This window comes from Limnohabitans radicicola (genome assembly GCF_014837235.1).
GTDB classification, from domain to species: Bacteria; Pseudomonadota; Gammaproteobacteria; order Burkholderiales; family Burkholderiaceae_C; genus Limnohabitans_A; species Limnohabitans_A radicicola.
Genome location: NZ_JACYFT010000002.1, coordinates 516,859 through 538,579 on the forward strand (window position 1 = coordinate 516,859; position 21,721 = coordinate 538,579).

At 63.8% G+C, this 21,721-nt stretch carries 18 protein-coding genes; 8 read left to right on the top strand and 10 right to left on the bottom strand.

Annotation, left to right across the window (positions count from 1 at the left end; translation table 11 throughout):
- Positions 1 to 95 precede the first annotated feature (95 nt).
- Positions 96 to 731, bottom strand: coding sequence for an endonuclease III (gene nth / locus IC609_RS10280; protein ID WP_191819402.1), 636 nt, complete (start codon positions 729 to 731; stop codon positions 96 to 98).
- A gap of 55 nt (positions 732 to 786) precedes the next feature.
- Here nth and IC609_RS10285 point away from each other — a divergent pair, with 55 nt between their 5' ends.
- The 3 genes from IC609_RS10285 (at position 787) to IC609_RS10295 (ending at position 3,110) form a co-directional block, all read left to right on the top strand.
- Entirely contained in the window at positions 787 to 1,986 is a 1,200-nt protein-coding gene (locus IC609_RS10285) for an aminotransferase-like domain-containing protein (RefSeq protein WP_191819403.1), read from the top strand.
- 106 nt (positions 1,987 to 2,092) lie between these two features.
- Positions 2,093 to 2,890 (top strand): alpha/beta fold hydrolase, encoded by a 798-nt coding sequence (locus IC609_RS10290; protein ID WP_191819404.1) that lies wholly within the window; start codon positions 2,093 to 2,095, stop codon positions 2,888 to 2,890.
- A 10-nt stretch (positions 2,891 to 2,900) separates the two neighbouring features.
- Positions 2,901 to 3,110 (top strand): DUF3820 family protein, encoded by a 210-nt coding sequence (locus IC609_RS10295; RefSeq protein ID WP_191819405.1) that lies wholly within the window; start codon positions 2,901 to 2,903, stop codon positions 3,108 to 3,110.
- A gap of 129 nt (positions 3,111 to 3,239) precedes the next feature.
- On the opposite strand, the gene serB is transcribed toward IC609_RS10295, so the two are convergent.
- From serB to IC609_RS10325, 6 genes are all read right to left on the bottom strand, one after another.
- Positions 3,240 to 3,980 carry a phosphoserine phosphatase SerB gene (gene serB / locus IC609_RS10300; RefSeq protein ID WP_191819406.1) on the bottom strand — a complete coding sequence of 247 codons (741 nt, stop codon included), beginning with the start codon at positions 3,978 to 3,980 and terminating at the stop codon, positions 3,240 to 3,242.
- Positions 3,981 to 4,012: 32 nt separating this feature from the next.
- Positions 4,013 to 7,507 carry a transcription-repair coupling factor gene (gene mfd, locus IC609_RS10305; protein ID WP_191819407.1) on the bottom strand — a complete coding sequence of 1,165 codons (3,495 nt, stop codon included), beginning with the start codon at positions 7,505 to 7,507 and terminating at the stop codon, positions 4,013 to 4,015.
- Between the two features lie 109 nt (positions 7,508 to 7,616).
- Entirely contained in the window at positions 7,617 to 9,527 is a 1,911-nt protein-coding gene (locus IC609_RS10310; RefSeq protein ID WP_191819408.1) for an alkyl sulfatase dimerization domain-containing protein, read from the bottom strand.
- Positions 9,524 to 10,495, bottom strand: coding sequence for a Bug family tripartite tricarboxylate transporter substrate binding protein (locus IC609_RS10315; RefSeq protein WP_191819409.1), 972 nt, complete (start codon positions 10,493 to 10,495; stop codon positions 9,524 to 9,526). Before IC609_RS10315 ends, IC609_RS10310 begins: the two co-directional genes overlap by 4 nt.
- 32 nt (positions 10,496 to 10,527) lie before the next feature.
- Positions 10,528 to 11,724 carry an acyl-CoA dehydrogenase family protein gene (locus tag IC609_RS10320; protein ID WP_191819410.1) on the bottom strand — a complete coding sequence of 399 codons (1,197 nt, stop codon included), beginning with the start codon at positions 11,722 to 11,724 and terminating at the stop codon, positions 10,528 to 10,530.
- Positions 11,725 to 11,726: 2 nt separating this feature from the next.
- Entirely contained in the window at positions 11,727 to 13,298 is a 1,572-nt protein-coding gene (locus IC609_RS10325; protein WP_191819411.1) for a class I adenylate-forming enzyme family protein, read from the bottom strand.
- Positions 13,299 to 13,404: 106 nt separating this feature from the next.
- Between IC609_RS10325 and IC609_RS10330 the strand changes: the two genes are divergently transcribed.
- The 3 genes from IC609_RS10330 to ispF are packed head-to-tail and all read left to right on the top strand — an operon-like array spanning position 13,405 to position 15,517.
- Entirely contained in the window at positions 13,405 to 14,334 is a 930-nt protein-coding gene (locus IC609_RS10330; protein WP_191819412.1) for a LysR family transcriptional regulator, read from the top strand.
- An 11-nt stretch (positions 14,335 to 14,345) separates the two neighbouring features.
- The gene (gene ispD, locus IC609_RS10335; RefSeq protein ID WP_191819413.1) at positions 14,346 to 15,041 is read left to right on the top strand and encodes a 2-C-methyl-D-erythritol 4-phosphate cytidylyltransferase; all 696 of its coding nucleotides are present in this window, start codon (positions 14,346 to 14,348) and stop codon (positions 15,039 to 15,041) included.
- Positions 15,038 to 15,517, top strand: a complete 480-nt coding sequence (ispF, locus tag IC609_RS10340; RefSeq protein ID WP_191819414.1) for a 2-C-methyl-D-erythritol 2,4-cyclodiphosphate synthase — start codon at positions 15,038 to 15,040, stop codon at positions 15,515 to 15,517. The genes ispD and ispF overlap by 4 nt, the downstream gene beginning before the upstream one ends.
- Before the next feature lie 40 nt (positions 15,518 to 15,557).
- On the opposite strand, the gene IC609_RS10345 is transcribed toward ispF, so the two are convergent.
- From IC609_RS10345 to IC609_RS10355, 3 genes are read right to left on the bottom strand one after another with little or no spacing between them, the layout of a single operon-like run.
- The gene (locus tag IC609_RS10345; RefSeq protein WP_191819415.1) at positions 15,558 to 16,916 is read right to left on the bottom strand and encodes a sensor histidine kinase; all 1,359 of its coding nucleotides are present in this window, start codon (positions 16,914 to 16,916) and stop codon (positions 15,558 to 15,560) included.
- 7 nt (positions 16,917 to 16,923) lie between these two features.
- Positions 16,924 to 17,655, bottom strand: a complete 732-nt coding sequence (ompR, locus tag IC609_RS10350; RefSeq protein WP_191819416.1) for an osmolarity response regulator transcription factor OmpR — start codon at positions 17,653 to 17,655, stop codon at positions 16,924 to 16,926.
- A 33-nt stretch (positions 17,656 to 17,688) separates the two neighbouring features.
- Positions 17,689 to 18,459 (bottom strand): 3-hydroxybutyrate dehydrogenase, encoded by a 771-nt coding sequence (locus IC609_RS10355; protein ID WP_191819417.1) that lies wholly within the window; start codon positions 18,457 to 18,459, stop codon positions 17,689 to 17,691.
- A 107-nt stretch (positions 18,460 to 18,566) separates the two neighbouring features.
- Here IC609_RS10355 and IC609_RS10360 point away from each other — a divergent pair, with 107 nt between their 5' ends.
- Together IC609_RS10360 and IC609_RS10365 are read left to right on the top strand one after the other, a co-directional pair.
- Positions 18,567 to 19,469, top strand: coding sequence for an alpha/beta fold hydrolase (locus tag IC609_RS10360; RefSeq protein WP_191819418.1), 903 nt, complete (start codon positions 18,567 to 18,569; stop codon positions 19,467 to 19,469).
- Positions 19,470 to 19,482: 13 nt separating this feature from the next.
- Positions 19,483 to 21,708, top strand: a complete 2,226-nt coding sequence (locus IC609_RS10365; protein WP_191819419.1) for a RelA/SpoT family protein — start codon at positions 19,483 to 19,485, stop codon at positions 21,706 to 21,708.
- The last annotated feature ends 13 nt before the right edge of the window (positions 21,709 to 21,721 follow it).

A 21,721-nucleotide genomic window follows, 5' to 3' on the forward strand; every position in this document is an offset into this window, starting at 1 on the left:
GGTTGGAGGAGGGCCTTGAATTTTACCCGCCGCTCAGGCGGTCTTCGGCTTGGAGTCGATTACCAAAGGCCTCCTTTGGAGGCTGCTACAGGCTCCTAGGCCACCGTCTTGGGTTTGAAGTCGCAAAACGCCGCCACCGCACACTGCCCGCACAGCGGTTTGCGCGCCTGGCACACATAGCGCCCGTGCAGGATCAGCCAATGGTGGGCATCGACCAGGTACTTGGCCGGAATGCGCTGGAGCAGCTTTTGCTCGACTTCGAGGGGTGTTTTGCCTGGGGCGAGGCCCGTGCGGTTGCCCAGGCGGAAGATGTGCGTGTCCACCGCCATGGTGGGCTGGCCAAAGGCCACGTTGAGCACCACATTGGCGGTTTTGCGGCCCACACCCGGCAGGGCTTCGAGTTCTTCGCGTGTGCGGGGCACTTGGCCGCCGTGTTGTTCTATCAAGATGCGGCAGGTTTCCATCAGGTGTTTGGCCTTGCTGCGGTACAGGCCAATCGTCTTGATGTAACCCTCCAGCCCTTCCAGACCCAGGTGCAGGATCTTTTGCGGCGTGCCCGCCACGGGAAACAGCTTGCGCGTGGCCTTGTTCACACCCACATCGGTGGCTTGGGCCGACAGCAGCACGGCTGCCAGCAGCTCGAACACGCTGGTGTATTCCAGCTCTGTCACGGGCATGGGGTTGGCGGCTTGCAGGGTGGCAAAAAAAGATTCGATCTGTGCGGGCTTCATGGCGTCTGTATGTTGGCAAAATGAGGGCCAATTCAACCCGGGAAGATACACCACCATGTCTTTGCAATTTGCCGATCGCCTGAACAACGTCGAAACCTCCGCCATCCGCGAGCTGTTCAAACTCCTGGGCAAGCCCGGCATCATCAGTTTTGCAGGCGGCTTTCCCGACAGTGCCATGTTCGACGTGGACGGCATCCGTGAAGCCAGCAATGCTGCCTTGGCCCAAGACCCGGGCGCGGCCCTGCAGTACGGCGCGACCGAAGGCTTTGGCCCCTTGCGCGAGCAACTGGCCCACTTCATGGGCCAAAAAGGGGCCAAGGAGGTGGCCCCCGACCAGCTGATCGTGACCACCGGCAGCCAGCAGGCGCTCGATTTGATCGGCAAAACCATGATCAGCCCCGGCGACAAGGTGATTGTGGAAGGCCCGACGTTCCTTGCCACCATCCAGTGCTTCCGTTTGTATGGGGCGGAACTGATCAGTGCCCCGGTGGACGGCGACGGCGTCAAGACCGACGAGCTGGAAAAACTGATTGCTGAGCACAAACCCAAGTTTGTGTATTTGATCCCCACCTTTGGCAACCCGAGCGGCGCCTTGCTCAGCGCCGAGCGCCGCCAACAGGTGCTGGAGATGGCGGTGAAGCACCAGACCCTGATCGTCGAAGACGACCCTTATGGCGACCTGTACTTTGGCGAAGCGCCACCGCCCAGCGTGCTGGCCATGAGTGCATCCGTGCCCGGCAGCCGCGAGCTGTTGGTGCATTGCGGGTCTCTCTCCAAAGTGCTGTCACCCGGCCTGCGCGTGGGCTGGATGATCGCGCCTGCCGACTTGCTGGCCCGTGCCACCATGTGCAAGCAGTTCAGCGACGCGCACACCAGCACCTTTGCCCAGGCCACGGCCGCGCAATACCTGTTGGCGGGTCGCATGCCTGCCACGCTGGACAAAGTGCGTGCCGTGTACGCCCAGCGCGCCCAAACCATGGGCAATGCGCTGCGCCGCGAACTGGGCGATGCGGTCGAGTTTGTGCAGCCCCAGGGCGGCCTGTTCGTCTGGGCGCGCCTCACCGGGGCAGGCGGCAAGCTGGCTGACGGCAATGTCTACGCCAAACGCGCCATTGAGCAGGGCGTGGCTTTCGTGCCGGGCAGCCCGTTCTTTTGCGCCAACCCCGACCACGCCACCTTCCGCCTGAGCTTTGCCACGGTGGGCGAAGACAAGATCCTCGAAGGTGTCTCTCGTCTGGCCAAGGCGCTGGATTGAGTTTGCCTCGTGTAGGAGCGGCGTCCCCGCCGCGATAAAGGCCAAGCAGTCCTTAATCCATCGCCCCGAGGGCGGGGCTCCCACAGAAAACCGGCATTGAAACCTCATGAGCAACGAACTTTGCATCACCGTCAACGGCACCGAGGTCTGGCTGCAAGGGCAGGGTGACGAAGTCATCCTCATGCTGCACGGCTGGCCCGACACCCGTGCGCTGTGGGAAGGCACCGTGGCCGCCCTGCAGGACCGTGCCACTTGTGCGCGCTTGACGCTGCCGGGCTTTGAGTCAGGCCCCTCGGCCACCAGCCTGTACGACATGTGCCAACTGCTGCGCCAGATCGTTGACCGCATCAGCCCCGACAAACCCGTGACCTTGATGCTGCACGACTGGGGTTGCATTTTTGGCTACCAATTCGCCATGCGCCACGCCGAGCGGGTGGCCCGCGTGGTGGCGGTGGACGTGGGCGACCACAACTCGGGAGCCTTGCTGCGCAGCTGGGGCGTCAAGGAAAAACTTTCCGTGATGGGCTACCAGGTGTGGCTGGCCCTGGCCTGGGCCATCGGCGGCTGCCTTGGCACGCGCATGACGCGCGCCATGGCGCGCTGGCTGCGTTGCCCGACCGAGCCTGAGCGCATCACCCACAAGATGAACTACCCCTACGCCATGCAGTGGTTTGGCACGGCGGGTGGGTTCAAGGGCGCGGCGCAAGTCCAGTTGCCCATGCCGCTGCTCTACCTCTACGGCGAACGCAAACCCTTCATGTTCCATTCGGCCAAATGGCTGGAGAAAGTGACCGCCTCGCCTGGCAGTGCGGTGCAAGGCTTGCCTTGCGGACATTGGGTGATGATCTCGCGACCCGAGGCGTTTCATGCGCGTGTTCGTGAATGGCTCTGGGGCGGTGTGTGAGAGCGCAGTCATGCAAGCCGAAGACCTGCTCAAACTTGTCAACACGCCCATGCCCTTTGGCAAGCACAAGGGCGTTCTGATCGCCGACTTGCCGGGCAACTACCTCAACTGGTTCGCCCGCGAGGGCTTCCCCAAGGGCGAGGTGGGCCGATTGCTGCAGCTCATGCAGGAGATCGACCACAACGGCCTGAAAGACCTGCTGCGGCCTCTGCGCCGCTGAGGCCCTGTGTAGGAGCGGCGCCCTCGCCGCGAAGTGCGCCCGCAGACCACAAGCCATCGCCCCGAGGGCGGGCTGCCACAAAGCTGTAGGAGCGACGCCCCCGTCGCGATGGAGCCTCGGCAGAAACGCTCAGGCCTGAACGACTTCCAGCAAACGGTCCAGCCCGCCTTCACTGATCGCGACCATTGCCTGCTCACGCACTTTGGGTTTGGCGTGATATGCCACCGACAAACCCGCAGCACCCATCATCGGCAGGTCGTTGGCGCCGTCGCCCATGGCGATGCACTCGTGTGGCGCAATGCCCAGCAGCGACGCGACTTCGAGCAAGGTGCGACGTTTTTCTGCACCGTCGCAAATATCGCCCCAGCTTTGCGTGACCAGGCCGCCCGTGAGCTCGCCACCCACCATCTCCAGTTGGTTGGAACGGGCGAAGTCGATGTTCAGACGTTCTTTCACGCGGTCGGCAAAGAAGGTGAAGCCGCCCGAGACCAGCAGCACCTTCATGCCCACCTTTTGGCAGGCCGCGATCAGCTCGGCCGCGCCGGGGTTGATCTTCAGACGCTCGGTATAAACGCGCTCCATGTCGGCCAGCGTCACACCCTTGAGCAGGGCCAGACGGCGGCGCAGGCTTTCTTTGAAGTCGGTGATCTCGCCGCGCATGGCGGCTTCGGTGATGGCCGCCACCTCGGCCTTGCGGCCCACGGTGTCAGCGATTTCGTCGATGCACTCGATGCTGATGAGCGTGGAGTCCATGTCAAACGCGATCAGCTTGAACTGGGACAGTGACAGGGGAGCGGTGATGCCCTGAATAGCAAGGCCAGGGGCAAACTCGGTGGGGGATGAGTTGGGGCAGGAGGTGGCGGTGGTCATGGATCAGGATTATCGAAGATCGTTGAAGGGGCTCAGGCCGCGGCGGTTTCGGTCTTGGGTTGCCCCAAACTCCGCAGCACATCCCGCACCATCTGTGCCCGGGCCTTGGGGTCGGGCAGTTCGCGCTCGATCCGCAATTTGTCGTTGCCCGCCAGCTTGATGTGTTTGTTCTTCTGGATCAGGCCGATGATGGCCATGGGGTCCAAGGGCGGGTTGGGCTTGAATGTGATCTGAATGACACCGGGCGCGGCATCGACCTTGATGACACCATAAGGCTGGGTCAGCACGCGCAGGCGGTGCACATCCACCAGGGTCTGCGCCTGCGGGGGCAGCTTGCCAAAGCGGTCCACCAGTTCTTCGAGCAGGGCGTCGATCTGGTCGCTGGTTTTGGCGGTGGCCAGCTTTTTGTAAAAGCTCAGGCGCAGGTGCACATCGCCGCAGTAGTCGTTGGGCAGCAGGGCCGGGGCGTGCAGGTTGATGTCGGTGGTGACCGACAAGGGGCTGAGCAAGTCAGGTTCTTTGCCCGCTTTCAGGCTGCGCACCGCTTCGGACAGCATTTCGTTGTAGAGCTGAAAGCCCACTTCGAGCATGTTGCCGCTCTGGTTTTCGCCGAGCACCTCGCCCGCGCCGCGGATTTCCAGGTCGTGCATGGCCAGGTAAAAGCCGCTGCCCAGTTCTTCCATTTGCTGGATGGCGTCGAGGCGCTGGGCGGCTTGTTTGGTCAGGCCTTCGATCTCGGGCACCATCAAATACGCATAGGCTTGGTGGTGCGAGCGACCCACGCGCCCGCGCAGTTGGTGCAGCTGGGCCAGGCCGAATTTGTCGGCGCGAGAGATCACGATGGTGTTGGCCGTGGGCACGTCGATGCCGGTCTCGATGATGGTCGAGCAAAGCAGGATGTTGTAGCGCTGGGCCACAAAGTCGCGCATCACACGCTCCAATTCGCGCTCAGGCATTTGGCCGTGGGCGACGGCGATACGCGCTTCGGGCAAGATTTCTTCGAGCTTTTGCTTGCGGTTCTCGATGGTTTCGACCTCGTTGTGCAAAAAGTAGCACTGTCCGCCGCGCTTGAGCTCGCGCAGCACCGCCTCGCGGATCACGCCCGTGCCTTCGTTGCGCACAAAGGTCTTGATCGCCAGGCGGCGCTGCGGCGCGGTGGCGATCACGCTCAGGTCGCGCAGACCTTCGAGGGCCATTCCCATGGTACGGGGGATGGGTGTGGCCGTCAGGGTGAGCACGTCGACCTCGGCGCGCAGCTGCTTCATGGCCTCCTTGTGGCGCACGCCAAAGCGGTGTTCTTCGTCAATGATCAAGAGGCCCAGGTTCTTGAACTGCGTCTTTTCAGACAGCAGCTTGTGCGTGCCGACCACGATGTCCACCGTGCCGTCCTCGATGCCTTTCATGGCCGCGTTGACCTCCTTGGTGGATCGGAAACGCGAGATCTCGGCCACCTTGACGGGCCATTTGGCAAAGCGGTCTTTGAGCGTCTGGTAGTGCTGCTCGGCCAGCAGCGTGGTGGGCGCGAGCAAAGCGACCTGTTTGCCACCCGTCACCGCCACAAAAGCGGCCCGCAGCGCGACCTCGGTCTTGCCGAAACCCACATCGCCACAGACCAGGCGGTCCATGGGGCGGGGGCTGATCATGTCCTGGATCACGCAGTGGATGGCGGCTTTCTGGTCGGCGGTTTCTTCAAAACCGAAGTCGTTGGCAAAGGTTTCGTAGTCTTGCGGGCTGTATCGGAAGGCGTGACCTTCGCGCGCGGCGCGGCGGGCGTAGATGTTGAGCAGTTCGGCTGCGGCGTCGCGCACCTGCTCAGCGGCGCGGCGCTTGGCTTTTTCCCACTGGCCACTGCCCAGCTTGTGCAGTGGCGCTTCGTCTGCGCTCACGCCCGTGTAGCGGCCAATCAATTGCAGCTGGCTCACGGGCACATAGAGCGTGGCTTGGTCGGCGTATTCGAGGTGCAAAAACTCCTGCAAGGCGGGCGAGCCGTCTTCGTTTTTCTGGCCCATGTCCATGTTGACCAGGCCTCGGTAGCGGCCAATGCCGTGGGCACTGTGCACCACCGGATCACCCACATTCAGCTCGCTCAGGTCTTTGATCAGCGCTTCCACATCGCTGACTTGCTCCTGCTTTTTGCGGCGGCGGGTGGTGGGGCCTGCGGCAAACAGTTCGGTTTCGGTGACCAGGTCGATGTTGTGTTCGAACCAATGGAAACCGCTGACCAGCGCGGCCGTGGCCATGCCGATTTTTTCGTCGCTGGCCAAAAACTCTTGCAGGCTGTCAAACACAGGCGGCGTGAGCCCGCTGGAGCGCACAAAGTCGAGCAGGCTCTCACGGCGGCCATCGCTCTCAGCCAGGATCAGCACCCGGCTGGCGCTGCTGCGGATGTGCGCTTGCAAGCGCGACAGCGGGTCTTCGGCGCCGCGAACCACCGTCAACTCGGGCAAGGGCTGGGCCAGGGTGTTGTCGGCCACGTCGCTGGTGCCAGCGCGCAGGGCCAATTGGGCGTGTTGCTTGCTCAGACCGTAGAACTGCTCCGCGCTCAAAAACAGCGCATCGGGCGGCAGCACAGGCCGCTCGGGGTCACCCTGCACCAGGCGGTAGCGGTCGCGGGTGTCTTGCCAAAAGCGCTGAAAGGCGGGCTCCAGATCGCCGTGCAGCACCACGGTGGCGGCATCGGCCTGGCCAGCGCCCAGGTAATCAAACACCGTGGCGGTTTCTTCAAAAAACAGAGGCAGGTAGTACTCGATGCCCGCCGTGGCCACGCCGTTGCCCATGTCTTTGTAGATGCGGCTCTTGGTCGGGTCGCCTTCGAGCAGCTCGCGCCAGCGGCTCCTGAATCGCGCACGGGCCGCCTCGTCCATCGGGAACTCGCGCCCGGGCAGCAGGCGCACTTCGGGTACGGGGTAGAGGCTGCGCTGGCTGTCGGGGTCAAAGGTGCGGATGCTGTCGATCTCGTCGTCAAACAAATCCACCCGGTAAGGCACCAAAGAGCCCATGGGGAACAGGTCGATCAAGCCGCCGCGCACCGCGTATTCGCCGGGGCTGACCACTTGGCTGACGTGCGAGTAACCCGCCAGCGTGAGCTGGGCCTTGAGTTGCGCTTCGTCGAGCTTTTGCTTGACCTTGAACTCGAAGGTGTAACCCGCCAAAAAGGACGGCGGCGCCAGCCGGTACAGAGCGGTGGTGGCGGGCACCAGCACCACATCGGCGCTCTCGGCGTGGTTGCGTTGCTTGATGCGCCAGAGCGTGGCCAGACGTTCGGAAATCAGGTCCTGGTGCGGCGAGAAGGTGTCATACGGCAGGGTTTCCCAGTCGGGGAACATCACGCAGCGCAGATCGGGGGCAAAAAACACCAGCTCGTCCATCAGGCGCTGGGCGTCACCCGCGTCGGCGGTGACGATGGCGGTGAGCTTGCCCGCTTTCTTTTCGCGCTCGGCCAGTTTGGCCAGCAGCACGGCATCGGCCGAGCCCGCCGGGCGGGGCAGGCTGAAGCGTTGACCGAGGGTGAGCGTGGGCAGTTTCATGGCGAAAAAAGCAGAAACACCCCCCGCCAGATTTGGAGGGGGGTGGAGAGTTTTGATGGATTGCGATTTTAGACCCGCCTCAGCGGCGTGTCTCAACGGTCCTGGCGGGTCAACGCAGCGCGAGGTGAGGCATGCGCTCGCCAGGCTTTTCAAAACAGTTGATGAAAGCTTGCAGTGCCTCGGGGCTGCCCTCGGTGAGTTGCACTTCACCGCTGGTCAGTTGTGCCTCCAGATCGGGCCAACCCAGCGCCATCTGTCGCTGCCAGCTGGCCCACGGCGTGCGAAGACACAGGCCGGGCAAAGCCGGTTTGGTCGTGTCGTCCGGTGCCGAGATTTGCAGCACGCCGCGCCGCAGCTCCAGCACCACGCTCAGTGGTCGATCGGTGAAGTCCAGCATCAAGCGGGTGTGAAGGTCCAGGCACTGCTCGGCCTGCAGTCGCACGGCCAGGTTGCGCAGCAGTTGCAACGGATCGACCGCCATCCAGATGTCGCGCACCGCCAGGCTGTTGCCTTTGAACGGCAGGTTTTGGTAGCGGCCTTCGAGTTCCAGGGCGCACGTCAGGTACCAATGGCGCCAGTTGGTGTTGAGGGTGGACAGGCCCAGTCGGCGCAGGGCGCGGGCCTTGGTCTGACGGGCGAAAGCATCGGTCGGGTCGAGGCGCAGCAGTTGCCCGGCCAGTTCGGCGATCCAGCGGTGCTCGTCCAGTGCACTTTCTCGTGTGGTTTCAGGCGCCAGTGCACGGTCCTCACAGGCCTGCAGTTCACGCAGGACCGCTTCCCGCCCGCCTGCCAGGCGCACCCAGCGCCCGGCACGGGCCTGGGGAGGCAAGGGGTCTAGCGTGGCCGGGTCGCCATCGAACCAACCCAGCAGGCCAGAGAACACCTGCCGCACGCTGTGCTTGACGGTGCCGTAGTACTCGCCTAGCCAGGCGTGCTGTGCGAGATGGGGCGGCAATGCGGGCAGCCAGTCGGCCAGCTCGTCTGGCGTGGCGCCGTGGTTGATGAAGCGCACCGCCTGGTCGTGGATGAAAGCGATCGCATCGCGGTAGGCGGTCAGCAGTTCGGCAATCGAAGCGGCACCGCCCACCGGACGGCCATGGGCCGGGACCATCCACTGCACGGGTCGTTTGTCGTGCTGCTTGCGCATCGCATCGAGCGTGTCCACCCATTGCAGCGGATCGCGGTAGCGTGTGCCGCGAATCGTGTGCACATTGGCCAGGCATTCGCCCTGGATCACCTCGGCGCTCAGCAGTGTGTCGTCGTCGGGCAACCAGACCACGATCTCGTCGTCCGTCTCGCTGGGGGCATGCCGGAACTCGAAACGCACACCGGCCAGGGTGATGTCCAGCGCAGCCTCAAAAGTGAGCGTGGGTGGCAAGAAGCTGACGTGGCTGTTGATCAGGCGTGGGCCGATGCCCGCGCTCACGCTGCCTTGCGGGCCGGCAGGCAGCAGCGCACCGAATGAATAGGCACTGCGTGTGGCCAGAATCGGGGCCACGACCGAGGCGTTGTCGCTGACGGCCTGCATCAGCGTGGCGTGGGCAATGATCTGGGTGCGGCCAGCTTGGACGTCTTCCTCATTCACAAAGGCGCGGGCGCCGTTGATGTGGTCGCTGTGGTTGTGGGTATAGACCAACGCGGCCACTGGCCAGTCGGCCAGTTCGGGCACGGCGGTCTTGAAGTCTTGCCAGATCTGCGCTGCGCTTTGGTGCGATTCCGTGGTGTCGAGCACCACCAGGGCTTGGTCGCAGCGCACGATGATCACGTTGGCCAGGGCGTAGCCCACGGCGCAGTACACCCGGGCACCCGCCCGGTAGATGCGCTGGCGCATGCGGCGGGCATGGGCGGACAGCTGGGCAGGCACATCGACATGTTCGCTGTCAAATGCCAGTTGGGTACCGTTGTCATGGACCACCACCAGACCGTCCTGGTAGTGCTCGGCGTCGCAGGTGTCTGGCCGCAGGCGCAGCACTTCGCGCAGGTGGCGTCCTGAAAACCCGGGATCGTGCAGCAGGCTCATTGGGCTTCCAGCTTGGCCGACTTCATCATCTTTTCGGTCAGGCCGATTTCAGCCACCAGGGCATCGCGGTATTCCTCGGGGGTCGAGGGGGCCACGGTGCCGCCCTGGGCCTCCAGGCGGGCGCGGACCTCGGGCATGGCCAGGGCTTTGGCCAGCGCTTCCGAGATGCGTTTGACGATGGGCGCTGGCGTGGCTGCAGGCACCGACAAGCCACCAAAAGAGGTGATGTGCACACCGGGCCAGCCTGACTCGGCGAGTGTGGGTGTGCCCGGTTGGCGTGCATTGCGCTGTGGGCCGGTCACGGCCAAGGGCACCAGCCGCCCCGCTGTGATGTGCGGCATGGCGACCGAGCTGATGGCCAGGGCAAAGTCCACCTGCTTGCCGATCACGGCAGTCGCCGATTCTGATGCGCCCTTGTAGGGTACGTGCAGCACATTGGCGCCCGCCATGTTGAGCATGAGTTCTGCGCCCATGTGGGCGGGCGAGCCGATGCCGCCCGAGGCGTAGCTGAGCTTGCCGGGGTCTTTTTTGGCGCGCTCCATCAGCTCCTTGATGGATTTGATGCCCGAGTCGGGGTGGACCAGTACCGTGAGGTCCGAGACCGCGATGCGGCCCACGTGCGTGAAATCCTTGATCGCGTCAAAGCCGGGTTTTTTGTACATCCGCATGCTGGCGGCCATGGGCGTGGCGGAATAGACCCAGGTGTAGCCATCGGCCGGAGCTTTGGCCACCATTTGTGCCCCCAGATTGCCTGCGACACCCCCCTTGTTGTCCACGATCACGGCTTGTTTGAGGATGCCCCCCATGGCATCGGCCACGATGCGTACCGTGTTGTCAGGGGCTGTTCCGGCCAGAAATGGGACCACCCATCGGATAGGGCGGCTGGGATAGTCCTGTGCCTGCGCCAGCGCGCTGGTCGAGCAGGTCAGCGCGATCAGCAGGCTGGCCAGGATGGTGTGTGGACGCATGTGGGTCTCCTTGTTTGTTTTGCGGGCCGCCATCAATGGGCCGGCGTCTGTAACAACTCTTTGGCGATGGTGTTGCGCTGGATTTCGCTGGTGCCGGTGAGCACGCGGTACATGCGCAGCATGCGGAACAGAAATTCCACCCGGCGACCTTGCACGATGCCCTCGCCGCCATGGATCTGCACGGCACGGTCGGCCACGCGGAACGCGGTCTCGGAGCAGAACAGCTTGGCCATCGAGGCTTGCGCACGGGCGTCCACCCCGAGGTCCAGGCTGCGCGCCACCGACAGTATCAGGGCGCGGGCGGCGGCCAGTTCGGTGGCCATGTCGGCCAGCATGTGCTGCACCGCCTGGAAGGCGCCAATGGGCTGGCCAAACTGTTTGCGCTGGCGGGCGTACTGCAGGCTGTCTTGCAAGGCCAGTTGCGCCAGGCCCAGCATGGCCGGGCAGTGCAGCAGGCGGTTGACGGTGATTCGGCCCAGCGCCAGGCCCAGGCCCTTGCCGCGCTCGCCGATCTGGTTGCCGACCGGAATGCGGCAGTTATTGAGCACGATGTTGGCGGTGTGCGATTGGCCCGCCATGGTTTTGTAGCCACCTTCGATCGCAAAGCCTGGGCGGTCGCGCTCGACGAAAAAGGCGGTGGTTTCGCGCACGGCCGGGTCCTCGCTGGTGGAGGCGATGATGACGGCGAAGTCGCAAAACGGCGAGCCCGAGATGAACTTCTTGGTGCCGCTGAGCACCCAGTGGTCGCCGTCGAGCACTGCCGAGGTTTGCAGTGCGCCCGCGTCCGAGCCCGCATCGGGTTCGGTGATGGCAAAACACACGGCTTTGTCGGCACGCGCAACGGGCAGGATGAAGCGCTGCATCTGATCGGGTGTGGCTTGGCGCACCAGGGCGCCCAAGCGCGGAGGGCCCGTCAACTCGCCCAGCACATGCGGGGCAAACGGGGTGCCGCTGGCGTAGACAAACTCCTTGATCAGGGCATGGTCATGCACGGAAAAGCCTGCCCCCCCCATGGGGCCGGGCAAGGTCATGCCGTAAAAGCCCAGTTCGTGCGAACGCTTCCAGACTTTTTCCAGCAGCTCGCGAGAAGGCGCGTTTTCGTGGTCAACCCCGTGCTCGCGCGCCAGAGGGTGCAACTCGGTCTCGAAAAACTCGCCCAGGCGGGCGATGAAGTCGCGTGCCTTGTCTGAGCCTTCAAAGGTGTCGGGGAGGGGTGTGTTGGGGCTCATGTTCAGTTCACCTTTCTGTCGCGGCCTTGCCAGTAGCGTTCCCGCACATCCTTGCGCGAGAGTTTGCCGTTGCTGTTTTTGGGCAGCTCGGTGACAAAGTCCACCGAGCGGGGTTTCTTGAAGTCGGCCAGTCGGTCCTTGCAGAAATCGATGATGTCCTGTGCGCTGGCCTGTGCGCCTTGGCGCAGCACGACCACAGCCTTGACCACCTCACCCCAATGGTCGTCGGGCACGCCCACCACACACACTTCGTACACAGCGGGGTGTTGCGCCAGCACCGATTCGATCTCGGTGGGGTAGATGTTGAAGCCGCCCGACACCAGCATCTCCTTGCGGCGGTCGACGATGTAGATGTAGCCCTCATCGTCCACGCGGGCCAGATCGCCTGTGCGCAGCCAGCCTTGCGCGTCGAAGGCCGCCTGGCTCACCTCGGGCGCGCGCCAGTAGCCTGCAAACACGTCGGGGCCGCGCACACAGATTTCGCCGATTTCGTCGCCCTGCACGGGCAGGCCCGCGTCGTTCAGCACCTGCAGCTCCGATTCGCAAAACGCCCGTCCGCAGGCCGACAGCAGCTGTGGTTTCTCGCCGCTGATGGCGCGGGCGTGGTCGGCGATCGACAGGCTGATCACGCCGCCAGTGGTCTCGCCCGCGCCGTAGCCTTGCGCCAGCACCGGCCCGAAAGCCTTCCAGGCTTCCAGGATGCGGGCAGGCGACATCGGCGCTGCGCCATAACTGAGCAAACGCAGGCTCGACAGATCGCGCGAGCGGATGCTGGGCTCGGCCAAGAGCGCATGGATCATGGCCGGGACCATGAAGGTCATGGTGACCCGGTGCTTTTCGATGGCTTCGAGCAGTTCGGCCGGGTGGAAACGGTCGAGCAGCAGGATGGTCACCCCCTGGAACAGCATGGCCTGGATGAACATGCCGCTGGCGTGGGTGATGGGGCCGACCAGCAGCATCACATCGTCGCCGTTGCTCTGCATGCGACCCATGATGACCTTGCGCAGCGATGTCATGCGGTTGCCCATGGTTTGCATGGCGGCTTTGAGCTTGCCGGTCGAGCCCGAGGTGTAGTGCAACACAGCCAGGTCTTGCGGCTCCAGGTCTACATGGATGTGCTGGCAGGCGCCTTGTGCTTCCAGCGCCTGGCCATCGAGCCAGCCGCTGGCCAGATCGGCCTCGCTGCAGTCCCATGCGATGGCGTGCTGCAGGCTGGGTAGCCGTGCACGCAGGCCCTGTACCACGGCCCGGTGCGCTGGCCCGACCAGGCAGGCCTGGGGTTCGGCGTTGGTCAGAGCGTCTTCGAGCTCCTGCGGTGACAGGCGGGAGTTCAGCGCCACCTTGACCAGGCCCAGCTTGTAAAACGCGCATTCGGCCACCACGATGTCGGGCCGATTGGGCGACACAATCGCCACGCGGTCACCTTTTTTCAGCCCCAGACTTTGCAGGGCGTGCGCCAGCCGGTTCGAGCGCTCTTCCAGGGCCCGGTAGGTCAGGACTTGATCCTGGAAGATGACGGCGGCCTTGTTGGGCCAGTAGGTGGCGCTGCGCGCCAGGTAGATGCCGAAATTCATGTCTCACTCCGATGCGATTGAGGGGCAGTCTAGGCCGCAGCAGGACTCTGTTGGATAATCAAGACTGGTTTTACGATAACTATTGGTTATACGCAATGAGGCAGCCATGAGCATCAGTTTGGACGACATCGACTATTTCCTGGCCGTTGCCGACGAGGGGCAGGTGCGCAAGGCCGCGCTCAGGCTGGGCGTGTCTCAGCCTGCCATCACCAAGGGGCTGCAGCGGCTCGAAAAGACTTTGGGCTTTGAGCTGTTCGAGCGCAGCGTGCGCGGCATGACGCTCACGCGTGTGGCCGAGCAGTTTCGCCAGCGCACGGGTGCGCTGCGCGGCGTCCTGCACGACGCGATCAAGGAAGCCACCGACCTGCATCTGGGGGCGCTGGGTTTGCTGCGTGTGGGGGTGTCGCCGCTGTATGCGCAAAAGCTGTTTGTGCCGGCTTTTGTGCAACTGCACCGCCAGCGGCCTGCCGCCACCGTGCGGGCTTCGGTGCACCTCAATGACGAGTTGTGGCGCCTGTTGCGCCAGGGCGAGCTGGACATGACCATCAGCTCCTTGCCCGCCGTGGTGCCTGACGATCTGGAGGTGATCGAGCTGATGCATGACGATGTGTGCATGGTGGTGCGCCATGGGCACCCCTTGCTGGACAACCGACGGCTGAAGCTCGGTGATCTGGCTTCGGCCCAATGGATGCTGCCTGGCCCTGGCGTGGCTGCCCGTCGCCATGTGGAAGCTCGCCTGGCGCAAGCGGGTTTACCGCCACCCAGGATCGCGCTGGAGGTCAGCAACACCTCTGCACAAATGGGCCAAATTTTGCGTGAGACCGATCTGGTTTCGATCATGAGCGAGTCCATGCTGGCCGGGCCTTCTGGTCAGGGGCTGGAGGTCTTGCCGCTGGCACAAGCCAGGATCCGGCGTGTGGTGGGCATCAGTCTGCTCAAACAGGCGAGGCAACAGCCGCTGTTGACACGATTTGTTCAGTTGCTGATGGAGATGGCGCCTCAGTCCGCGCCAGTTCAGGCGCTGAACGCCCTCTAGAATCAACCGCCATGACGCAGTTTCACGCCTTGATCCCCTGTGCCGGTACGGGCAGCCGTGCAGGCACCGCCCGGCCCAAGCAATACCAGCTGGTTGCTGGGCAGCCCATGGTCATGCACACGGTGCAAGCCCTCGCGCAGGTGCCACAGCTGGGCAGTGGCTGGCTGGTGCTGTCGCCGCAGGACGACCATGTGTGGCCGATGCAGGATTGGCCTGGGCACTTCAGGCGGGTGACTTGCGGTGGCGAAAACCGTGCCGAGAGTGTGTTCAATGGCCTCAAAGCCATGCTGGCCTCAGGTGTAGATCCGCAGGACTGGGTGCTGGTGCACGACGCGGCGCGTTGCCTGGTCTCTCCCGAATCGGTGAGCCGCCTGATCGACACTTGTCAGAATGACCCCGTGGGCGGTCTGCTGGCCCTGCCTTTGCCCGACACGCTCAAAAGCGAGGAGGGCGGTCGCGTGGTGGACACGGTACCGCGCGAGCACAAGTGGCTGGCGCAAACCCCGCAGATGTTCCGTTTGAAAATGCTGCACGATGCACTGGCTGATGTGGCGGGCACTGGCTTTGCTGGCATCACCGACGAGGCCAGCGCCATCGAGCGACGGGGTCTGAAGCCGCGTCTGGTCGAAGGCTTGGCGCAAAATTTCAAAATCACTTACCCGGCCGATTTTGCGCTGGCCGAGGCGATCCTCAGGAGCAGAGCATGAATTTCCGCATCGGTGAAGGCTGGGACGTGCATGCCCTGGTGCCGGGTCGCAAACTGATTTTGGGCGGCGTGGAGATTCCCCACACCACGGGCCTGCTGGGCCATTCGGACGCCGATGTGCTGCTGCACGCCATCACCGATGCGGTGCTGGGTGCGGCCGGGCTGGGCGATATTGGTCGCCATTTCCCGGACACGGATGCGCAGTTCAAAGGGGCCGATTCGTCGGTTTTGCTGCAAGAGGCCATGCGCCGGGTGCGCGAGCGTGGCTGGGAGCTGGTCAATGTGGACAGCACGATTGTGGCCCAGGCCCCCAAATTGGCGCCGCACATGACGGCAATCAATGCCTCGGTGGCCCAAGCGCTGGGCGTGCAGCCCGACCAGGTCAACGTCAAAGCCAAGACCGCCGAAAAGCTCGGCCCCGTGGGCATGGGCCAGAGCATGGAAGCGCGGGCTGTCGCGCTGTTGAAAAAGGGCTGACCCTCAACCTGACCCCAGTCCGATCTGCAGACGCAGACCCTCAGAGGGCCTGTTTGAGTTTGATCAGAGCCGTGAGCCCGCCGCCGCTGTGGTTGGCCACGGCAAATGAGCCGCCCATGCGTTGCACCGCACGTTCCACGATGGCCAGGCCCAGGCCCGATCCGGTGGCCGAGGTGCGAGCTTCGTTGCCCCTGAAGAAGGGCTCGGTCAGGTGCTGCAGGTTCTGCTGCGGCACGCCTGGTCCTTGGTCACTCAGGCGCAGCAGCACGGCCAAGTCTTGCACTTGGGCCTCGATGCGCACACGGGTGATGCCGTCGCTCACGCTTTGACCATAGCGCCTGGCGTTTTCCAGCAGATTCGAGATCACGCGGCCCAGCTCTACCGCGTCGGCCAGCACCTGCAAGTCTTCTGGCAAATCGACCTCGATCTTCATACGAGACTGGCTTTTGAAGGGTGTGATGCAGCGACTCACCACCGCTGCCAGCAGCACCGGGGTCAGGTCGGTGTGGTCGGGGCGGGCATAGTCGAGGAATTTGTCAATGATGTCGTCGAGCTGTGCAATGTCGGCGGCCATGGCTTCCTGCGCGGTGGCATCGGGCACACTCAGCTCGGTCTCCAGACGCAGCCGGGCCAGTGGGGTGCGCAGATCGTGCGAGATGCCAGCCAGCATCAGGCGGCGTTCCTGCTCCACCTTGGCCAGCCGCTCGGCCATGCGGTTGAAGCCGACATTGACCTCGCGGATTTCGTGGGTGCTGACTTCTTCGTCCAGGGGTTGGGTGGGGAACTGTCCTTCGCGCAGTTGTGAGGCGGCCAGCGATAACTTTTTGAGTGGGCGGTTGATCAGCCCGGCCAGCAAGGCGGCGCCCGTCATCGACAGCGCCATGGCCAGCCCCAGCCAGACCAACCAGGTGCTGTTGTCCATCGGGCGCAGGCGGTCCGGGTCCATTTGAAGCCAGTAGCTGTCGCGCTCGATCCGAAAGCCCACCCACAGACCGGTTTCCTGGTTGACGCTGGAGGCCACCACCGTGCCAGGACCCAGGCGTTCTTCCAGGGCATTGGCCAGACGGGTTTCCAATGCGCTCTCGCCAAAGGGGCGGATTTGGTCATCGGGTTCGCGCATCACCAGCTTGACGTCTTCTTCGTCAGCGAGGTCTTTGAGCAACGAGACACGGGCAATGGCGTCGGTGTGGATCAGGGCGCTGCGCGTGAGGTTGACCACGGTGGCGATCTGATGCGCGTTGCGCAGGATGCGCGGTTCGTACTCTTGCGTGCGAAAAAGTTGCAGCCAGGCGACCGTACTGCCCAGAATCAGCAGGCCCAGCAAGATGAAGGTGCGCCAGAACAGGCTCAAGCCCCGGCGGGTTTGGGTGTCGGTCGCTTCTTGCTGGTGGGCGTTCATTCGCAGCTCAGGCCGAGCCGTCCGGCACGAAGACGTAGCCCACACCCCAGACGGTCTGGATGATGCGCGGGTGAGCGGCATCCACTTCGATCATTTTGCGCAGGCGTGAGACCTGCACGTCCAGGCTGCGGTCAAACGGCTCAAACTCGCGCCCGCGTGCCAGCTGGGCCAGCTTGTCGCGGCTCAGGGCTTGGCGCGGGTGGCGGGCCAGGGCCTTGAGCATGGCGAATTCACCGCTGGTGAGCGCGATGTCCTGACCGTTCTTTTGCAGCGAGCGGGCGCCCAGATCGAACACAAAGTCTCCGAAGGTGATGACTTCCTGTTCGGCACTGGGAGCACCGGGTGACTCCACCACCGGGCGGCGGCGCAGCACGGCCTGGATCCGGGCCAACAGCTCGCGCGGGTTGAACGGTTTGCCCAGGTAGTCGTCGGCGCCGATCTCCAACCCGGTGATGCGGTCGGTGTCTTCGCCCTTGGCCGTGAGCATGATGATCGGCGTGCGAACCCCTTCGCTGCGCAAGCGCTTGCAGATGCTCAGCCCGTCTTCGCCAGGCAGCATGACGTCAAGCACCAGCAAGTCCACGGTTTCGCGCTGCATGATGCGTTGCAGGGCGCGGGCATCTTCGGCCAGCAGCACATCGAAGCCCTGCTGCGACAGGTAACGCCTGAGCAGGTCGCGGATGCGGGTGTCGTCATCGACGACGACGATCTTGTCCAGTCGGGATGCGGGTGAAGTCATCGGCAGGCCCTGTGCTTGGGTGAAAGACGATTCTTACTGAGCGGCCCAGCCGCCGTCCATGTTCCAGGCCACACCGCGCACGTTGTTGGCGGCGGGTGAGCAGAAGAACACGGCCAGTGCGCCCAGCTCCTCGGGGGTGGTGAACTGCATGGAGGGCTCTTTCTCGCCCAGCAGCACCTTTTTGGCTTCTTCGTTGGACAGGCCCATGGCCGCTGCCTTGGCGTCCACCTGTTTTTGCACGAGTGGGGTCAGCACCCAGCCCGGGCAGATGGCGTTGCAGGTGATGCCGGAGGTGGCGTTTTCCAGGGCGGTGACCTTGGTCAGGCCGACCACGCCGTGCTTGGCGGCCACATAGGCCGATTTTTCGGCCGAAGCGACCAGGCCATGGACCGAGGCCACGTTGATGATGCGGCCCCAGTTGGCCTGTTTCATGGCGGGCAGCGCCAGGCGTGTGGCGTGGAAGGCGCTGGTCAGGTTGATGGCGATGATCGAATCCCAGCGCTCGACCGGAAAATCTTCGATGCGGGCCACGTGCTGGATGCCGGCGTTGTTGACCAGGATGTCGACGCGGCCGAAGGTGTCGGCGGCGAATTTCATCATCGCTTCAATCTCAGAGGCTTTGCTCATGTCGGCACCGTGGTAGGCCACTTTCGCGCCCAGTGCAGCGATTTCGGCCTTGGGGCCTTCGGCGTCGCCAAAACCGTTCAGGACGATGTTCGCACCTTGCTGGGCCAGCGCCTTGGCAATGCCCAGACCGATACCGCTGGTGGAGCCTGTGACCAAGGCTGTTTTACCTTTGAGCATTTTTCTTTCTCCGGATGATTTACGATGATGAAAAACCCATTATGACCCGTCCAAAAGCCTGTCCTGCTGACGCAGCCCGGTGATTGTTTCTGATTGTGAAGTCCGCCATGCTGCAGCCCTGCCTTGACCATGTGAATTGCCCTCATCCGGAGGGCCAGCACCGTATGGCTTACTGGAGCTGGGGCGATCCCTTGGCGGCCAATGTGGTCGTCTGCGTGCACGGTCTGACCCGCCAGGGGCGGGACTTTGACCGACTGGCCCGGGCGTTGGTCCAGCGTTCGACCGAGCCCCTGCGGGTGGTGTGCCCCGATGTGGCCGGGCGTGGTCAAAGCGACTGGCTGCCTGTGGGGGCGCTGTACCAGGTCCCCCAATACGCTTCGGACATGCTCGCCTTGCTGGGGCAATTGCATACTGCGGCGCCCATATCCCAGCTCGATTGGGTGGGCACGAGCATGGGCGGACTCATCGGCATGGTGGTGTCTGGTCAGCCCGGTTTGCCACTGCCTGCGGCTGTTCGCCGTCTGGTGCTCAACGACGTGGGCCCGGCGATCAGCTGGGCGGCGGTTCAAAAAATGCAGCAGTACGCAGGGCGTTATGGCCGCTACGCTGATCTGGCCGAGGCTGCAGCGGCCATGCGGGCCTTGTCTGTGGGCTTTGGTCCGGTGCCCGACGATGTCTGGCTCGACATGTCGTCGCACATGGTGCGCGATTTGCCCGAAGGGGGCGTGACGCTGCACTACGACCCGGCCATCGGCGAGCCCGTTCGGGCCTTGACGGCAGAAGCCGCGCAGGCGGGCGAGGCCCTGCTGTGGTCGGTGTACGACCAGATCCAGGCCCAGGTCCTGCTGATCCGTGGCCAGGACTCGGACCTGCTATTGCCGTCCACCGCACTGGCCATGACCGGGCGCGGCCCCCGCGCCCGTCTGGTCGAGTGGGCGGGTATTGGCCATGCGCCCACCTTGACGGCGCCCGAGCAGATCGAGGTTCTGGCAGATTTCTTGCTGAAGTGATGGCGCGATGGTGATGTCCAATACTTCCAATCCCCAAAACGGGGCAAGTTCCTCTGACCCCCACTTGCCGCCAGTGCTGCAAGCCACGGCCGAGGTGTCTGCCAGCGGTGATGTGCTGCAGCGTGCACGCGCTTTTGCCCAGCCGCTGATCGACAGCGAGTTGCTCGACACCGCAGAAAACGTTTGGGCGCACGCGCAGGCGTCGGCGGCCATCCTGGCCGACATTGGTGGCTCGGTCGACATGCAGGCGGCCATTTATCTGGTCTATGCCTGCCCGCACCTGAACAAGCCCGAAGAGGTCTTGACCAAGGCCTTTGGTGCGAATCTGGCCCAACTCGCCATGCAGACCAACCAGCTGGTGCACCTCCAGCGCATGTCCCGCGCGGCAGCCAGCACTGCCATGCCAGGCGACGACCCCAAGCTGCAGACCGAGAACGTGCGCAAGATGCTGCTGGCCTTCAGCCGGGACCTGCGCGTCGTCATGTTGCGCCTGGCCTCGCGTTTGCAGACCTTGCGTCACTTTGCCGCCAGCAAGTTGCCCGTGCCAGCTGCGCTGGCACACGAATCGCTGCATGTGTTCGCGCCGCTCACCAACCGGTTGGGCATTTGGCAGATCAAGTGGGAGATGGAGGATCTGTCTTTCCGTTTTCTGGAGCCCGACACTTACAAACAAGTTGCCCGCCTGCTGGACGAAAAGCGGGCGGAGCGCGAGTCCTACATGACCGCGATCAGCCAGCGCTTGCAGACCGAGTTGTCGGCCCAAGGCGTCCGTGCGCAGGTGCAGGGTCGCCCCAAGCACATCTACAGCATCGTCAAGAAGATGCGGGGCAAGTCCCTGCCTTTTGAGCGCGTCTTCGACATCCGGGCCTTGCGGGTGGTGGTACCCCAGGTGGTGGATTGCTACCAGGCTCTCAGCTGGGTGCACGAGCACTTCACCCCCATCACCGAAGAGTTTGACGACTACATCGCCAAGCCCAAAGCCAACGGCTACCAGTCCTTGCACACGGTGGTGCGCGATGTCGATGGCCGCCCGATCGAGATCCAGATCCGCACGCAGGCCATGCACGACCACGCCGAAAACGGGGTGGCTGCGCACTGGGCCTACAAGGAAGCGGGCACCAAAGGCTATGCGGGCGTCAGCGCCACCAGCGCCTACGACGCCAAAATCGCTGTGCTGCGCCAACTGCTGGCCTGGGAGCGCGATTTGTCGGGGGCAGGGCAGGACAAAGGCTTGTTTGACGACCGCATCTATGTGCTCACACCCGATGCCGCCATCGTCGAGCTGCCGCAAGGCGCCACCCCCATCGACTTTGCCTACACGCTGCACACCAACCTGGGTCACCGCTGTCGGGGCGCCAAGGTCGACGGGGCCATGGTGCCGCTCAACACGCCGCTGGCCAACGGCCAGACGGTGGAGATCACGGCGATCAAGGAGGGTGGGCCCTCGCGTGACTGGCTGAACCTGGAGCTGGGTTTTTTGGTCAGCTCGCGGGCGCGGGCCAAGGTGCGGGCCTGGTTCAACGCCCAGATCAGCAGCGAAAACATCGCCCGCGGCCGCGAGGCGGTCGAAAAACTCTTGCAGCGCGAAGGCCGCACCGCCATGCGACTGGAAGACTTGGCGGCCCAGCTGGGCTTCAAGTCGGCCGATGGCTTGTTTGAGGTGGTGGGCAAGGACGAGTATTCGCTGCGCAACATCGAGGTGTTGCTCAACCCGCCCGAGCCGGCGCTCACGCCCGACGAGATCGTGCTGCAACGCAAGTCGCGGGGCAGCCGCCACCCCAAGTCGCCCTCGGGCGTGCTGGTGGTGGGCGTGGACTCCTTGCTCACGCAGCTGTCGCGCTGCTGCAAGCCTGCGCCACCCGACGCCATCAGCGGTTTTGTGACGCGTGGCAAGGGCGTGAGCATCCACCGCCAGGACTGCAGCAACTTCCGGGAACTGAATCTGCGCAACCCCGAGCGCGTGATCGACGTGCGTTGGGGCGAACGCAAGCCCGGACCCGATGCGGCGGTGTACCCGGTGGACGTGGCGGTAGAGGCCGTCGACCGCCAGGGTTTGCTGCGCGACATCTCCGAGGTGTTCTCCAAAGAAAAAATGAACGTGATCGGTGTGCAGACGCAGTCGATCAAGGGCATGGCCTGGATGACCTTCACGGTGGAAATTTCCGATTCCGCCATGCTCGCCCGCGTGCTGGGCAGCGTGAAAAGTGTCAAAGGCGTTCGCAACGCCAGAAGGCGCTAGTTTTGCTGCTATA